This window comes from Methylocaldum sp. (assembly GCF_039794385.1).
Lineage (GTDB): Bacteria > Pseudomonadota > Gammaproteobacteria > Methylococcales > Methylococcaceae > Methylocaldum.
The window spans coordinates 1-3,615 of record NZ_JBDIVO010000416.1 but is presented as its reverse complement, the minus strand read 5'-3'; the positions used below and the strand labels follow the sequence as shown (position 1 = coordinate 3,615).

The following is a 3,615-nucleotide window of genomic DNA, read 5'->3' as shown; positions in this document are numbered from 1 at the left end:
CTCCTGGTATTTCGGGCCGCCGCCCAGGCCGGTACACGCCCGGCCTGGGCTCACGCGGCTTGTCGCCGCGCCGGGGCATCCCTGCCCCGGATTAACCCGGCCTATATTTATAGGCCGGGTTAATAAATCTTCCAATCATCGGCTTTCTGAAGGGAGAACCCGACGATCAGTCCCAACCGACGACGTCGTAACCGCGTTCCTGCAAGCATCGGTTCACGAACGACTGATAAGCGGGATCCGGCCCCGAGCGGCCGAACATGGATCGAATCAGCCCTGCCGCCGCGCCGCTCGCGGCGCCGATAGCAGAGCCGGCGCCGGCCGACCCGACCACGGCCCCGCCGACCGCCCCGGTCGCCGCGCCCATGGCGGCGCCGCCTACCGTGTTTCTGGCGGCCCGGCCGGCGCCGGTTGCGCGAGAGTCGGCGCCGGCCGCTTCGGCCAAGGACTTGCACTCGGCGATATCCTGATCGGCGGCAACTTGTCCTACATTCTGAAGATGCTCGTTGGGGTAGAGTACCGGTCTCGCGGTGGCGCAGCCGCCCAAAGCCGTCACCAGCGCGAGAACGATCAATCCAGCGGCGGGTTTCATACGTTATCCTCCATAGTCGGGCATTCCTTGCGGACCCAATGCGCTTTCTCGCCGTCCGTCATCTTTAGAGGGAGACAGTATTGTCGGTGCTTAATTCCCTTTCATTAAGGTCCCGCAATCGGGTCTCGAGACCGAATGGGAGTGTTCATGATTGTCAGATGATTCTTCCCATCACTTGGCGGGCAACTACGAGCCCCTGAAAAGGTCTGAACACAATGTAAGCCCTTGAAACGAATGTTGAAAGGAGATGCCGGAACGGTTGACCGATGTCGGCGATGTCCGACGATCCATCGAATACCGAGGTGACAGGAGGTTGTTATGAATAGGCGATGGCTTGCAATAGGCTTGTGTTCATTGATGGTGGTGGGCTGTGCGACCGATCCGCACACTGGTGAGAAGCGTCCGTTGGGCAAAGTCGTGGGCGTGGACCGCTCGGGACGAGCGATACGGCTGGCGCTCGAGGATGCCGGTGTAGAGGTGCAACGTACCACGGAAAACACTCTCGACTTGGATGTCCCGTTCGCATTCGGGTCCGCCAGTCTGACGCCGCAGGTGCAAAGCACGCTGAAATCGGTGGCCTCGGTTCTGAACCAATACCCTGAATCAACCGTCACCGTCACCGGACATGCCGACGACATCGGCTCGGACAAGGGCAACCAACGGCTCTCCGAGCAACGTGCCGGCACGGTAGCGGGTTACCTGACATCCAACGGAGTGAACGCCGCCCGCATTTCGCAAGAAGGCATGGGGGAGAGAATGCCGAAAACCGCGAGCACAGACGAGGCCGTCCGGGCGCAAAACCGGCGCGTGGAACTGACGATCGTAACCCATCGAGACGTTGGGAAGGAGACTTCAGCGCGTCCGCCTTCGGAAAGTCCGGCTGCGCCAAGGACTTATCCGCCGTCGGGAAGCGAATGAGTTATTCCTGCTGAACGGCTTGGCTTGTGGCTGAAGGGCGGTGAAGCCGGAGCGCGCGATCCGCCTCACCGCTCGTGTGAAGGCTCTCTGCGTACGACGGACGCTTTCACGCTTACGGTCAATTTCTGTCTGATAATCGGCCGTCCGGGTTCTTTTTTCTGGACAGCTTACTGTTCTTGTTTATAACGCCCGGAATGGATTTGGTCGGTCTCGGGAACTTCTTTTTCAAAACGTCTACGCCGCTTTGAGGTTTGGCCAAGGGAACAAGATCTTTTCGGTTGAGGCGTTCCTGAACGATGTCGGTCCCCATACGCCGGTCCCGCTCTTCGACCAAGCCGGGTAACGCCTCGCCGTCGCGATTGAACGACCATTCCAGGACAGGGCCGCCCAGAGGCATCCTGTCGCCGCGTTTTCCGAACGGCGCCGAGTTCCAGACATGCCAGGTCTTGCCGTAGCTGTTCATTTTTCCTCTCATGAGTTCTTTCTCGGCTGCGTCGGGTATCCCCGGCGCCGTGAGCTGGCCGGAAAGGATCTCGTAATTGTGGGGATGCCAGTATCTCTTTTCCTGCGCGGGCAGAGACTCGAACAGCGTTTCCGAGATGATGTACTCGATGCCGATCAGATTGGCGTCGGCGGTGTTGCCGTCGAACAGCACGCACTGGGCAAAGTCCTCGTTGACTTGCCGGCAATAATGATGCGCCACCATCTGATGGGATGGGTCCCTTTTCGCGACGTGGAAACCCGATAGATAGATATCCATCGGACGCAGGGGCGATTGGGTTTGCAGCATGGCAGCCCCGGATTCGAGCGCTCGGGTTTTTGTGGTTTTTTCCCGTCCTTCGGGTTGCACGCCGGGGGGCTTTTTCTTCGTGCTTTCACAGCCGGATATCACGGCTGCGAGTCCGAACGCTGCGAGTATACCAATAGCATTGCCCAATGCCGGTTTGGCCATATTGTCCCTCCCAAAGAATTCGCCGATAACCCCCATGGGATTGTTCCTTTTCCCTCCGGATGGCAACAATAAGTGAATATACCTAAGATTGATATTTAGCCAGCGGCTTTTCACTGTCTGATCAGCTATTCGTCTCCGTCGCATGCCTGACATGCGAATGCCAGCGTCAGATAGGAAAGAAGTACGTCCGCAAAAGCTCGTAACAGAAAATCTTGCCTGCGCCGCAATGGCTTAGCCGGCCAGGAGGGACCCGCCTTGGACAGGCGCTTGCGGCCCCATCCAAGTTCCTCGCCCTTTGTGCTAGGTGGCGACCCCCATAGAGACGGCATGGCACGCTCTCCTTTCGGCGAGTTTGAGGCGACTCTTTATTGCTTGTAATAACCGACTCCACATACCTGGTCGTCCACCTTGGTCACGTAGCTCACTTTCGGAATCGACTGGGTGCCAGGAGCGCGCGGCCACACATAGGTCACTTCCTTGATCTTGCCTTCCTCCGCGATCTTGAACATTTCCGTGCCGAAGGGTTTGCCGTTCTGATCCTTCATCTCCTTGAGGTTCGTGCCGACTTCCGTTGGGTGGGCGGTAATGCGGCCATCCGGGCCGGCGCAGAACGGATAGAGGTCGCGATCCCGAAAACCGGCCTCGGCTTGGTTGAACTTGGCCAGAGCATCGGCCTTGTCCTTCTTGAGCTCGGCGACAGCCCTCTCCAGCATGGCACGGGCTTCCGCGGCAGTGCCATATTCCGCGGCGAAGGCGGCGCTCGATGCGATCGAGCCACTGAACAATGCTACGTATCCTAGGTGCTTGAGTTTCATAAGTCCTCTCCTTGAGTGGATAACGAAAAAGGCCTCTTGAGACTGATTGAAACGGCCGGTCACGTTTAGAGACCGATTGGTATGAGGGTTATCCCTGAGCGCATGCACCAGATCTTTGACCGGTTTACTCAAGAGGACGCACCGAGCCAAGCCGCCGAGATTGACCACCATCTCGTGAAACCAATCGATCCGAGGCTCTCACGCAAAGCGCGGGTAAAGCGGGCAGGACATTCCGTGCCCACCTTGCTCGGCTGGAACACGCGGGGTAGCGGCCACGGTATCCATCCGAACCTGTCTTGGGGGAACGGTCGTGGAGGATCGACGGTGCGATCTGCCTACCA

At 58.7% G+C, this 3,615-nt stretch carries 5 protein-coding genes; 2 read left to right on the top strand and 3 right to left on the bottom strand.

Features of this window, described 5'->3' with window-relative positions; all coding sequences use genetic code 11:
- Window positions 1-166 precede the first annotated feature (166 nt).
- Entirely contained in the window at window positions 167-589 is a 423-nt protein-coding gene (locus ABJK70_RS21885; protein WP_077730818.1) for a glycine zipper family protein, read from the bottom strand.
- A gap of 318 nt (window positions 590-907) precedes the next feature.
- Here ABJK70_RS21885 and ABJK70_RS21880 point away from each other — a divergent pair, with 318 nt between their 5' ends.
- Window positions 908-1,507 carry an OmpA family protein gene (locus ABJK70_RS21880; protein ID WP_086133441.1) on the top strand — a complete coding sequence of 200 codons (600 nt, stop codon included), beginning with the start codon at window positions 908-910 and terminating at the stop codon, window positions 1,505-1,507.
- 118 nt (window positions 1,508-1,625) lie between these two features.
- Here ABJK70_RS21880 and ABJK70_RS21875 read toward each other — a convergent pair whose 3' ends face one another.
- Both ABJK70_RS21875 and ABJK70_RS21870 read right to left on the bottom strand, forming a co-directional pair.
- Window positions 1,626-2,459 carry an OBAP family protein gene (locus ABJK70_RS21875; RefSeq protein ID WP_347259126.1) on the bottom strand — a complete coding sequence of 278 codons (834 nt, stop codon included), beginning with the start codon at window positions 2,457-2,459 and terminating at the stop codon, window positions 1,626-1,628.
- 365 nt (window positions 2,460-2,824) lie between these two features.
- Entirely contained in the window at window positions 2,825-3,274 is a 450-nt protein-coding gene (locus tag ABJK70_RS21870) for a cache domain-containing protein (RefSeq protein WP_077730820.1), read from the bottom strand.
- 81 nt (window positions 3,275-3,355) lie between these two features.
- Here ABJK70_RS21870 and ABJK70_RS21865 point away from each other — a divergent pair.
- On the top strand, window positions 3,356-3,615 hold a 260-nt coding region (locus tag ABJK70_RS21865), incomplete at its 3' end, for a hypothetical protein (protein ID WP_347259125.1).

Excerpts from the sequence above, each read along its gene's own strand:
- ABJK70_RS21875 (WP_347259126.1), bottom strand. The coding sequence starts at position 2,459 with ATGGCCAAACCGGCATTGGGCAATGCTATTGGTATACTCGCAGCGTTC.
- ABJK70_RS21885 (WP_077730818.1), bottom strand. The coding sequence starts at position 589 with ATGAAACCCGCCGCTGGATTGATCGTTCTCGCGCTGGTGACGGCTTTG.
- ABJK70_RS21870 (WP_077730820.1), bottom strand. The coding sequence starts at position 3,274 with ATGAAACTCAAGCACCTAGGATACGTAGCATTGTTCAGTGGCTCGATC.
- ABJK70_RS21880 (WP_086133441.1), top strand. The coding sequence starts at position 908 with ATGAATAGGCGATGGCTTGCAATAGGCTTGTGTTCATTGATGGTGGTG.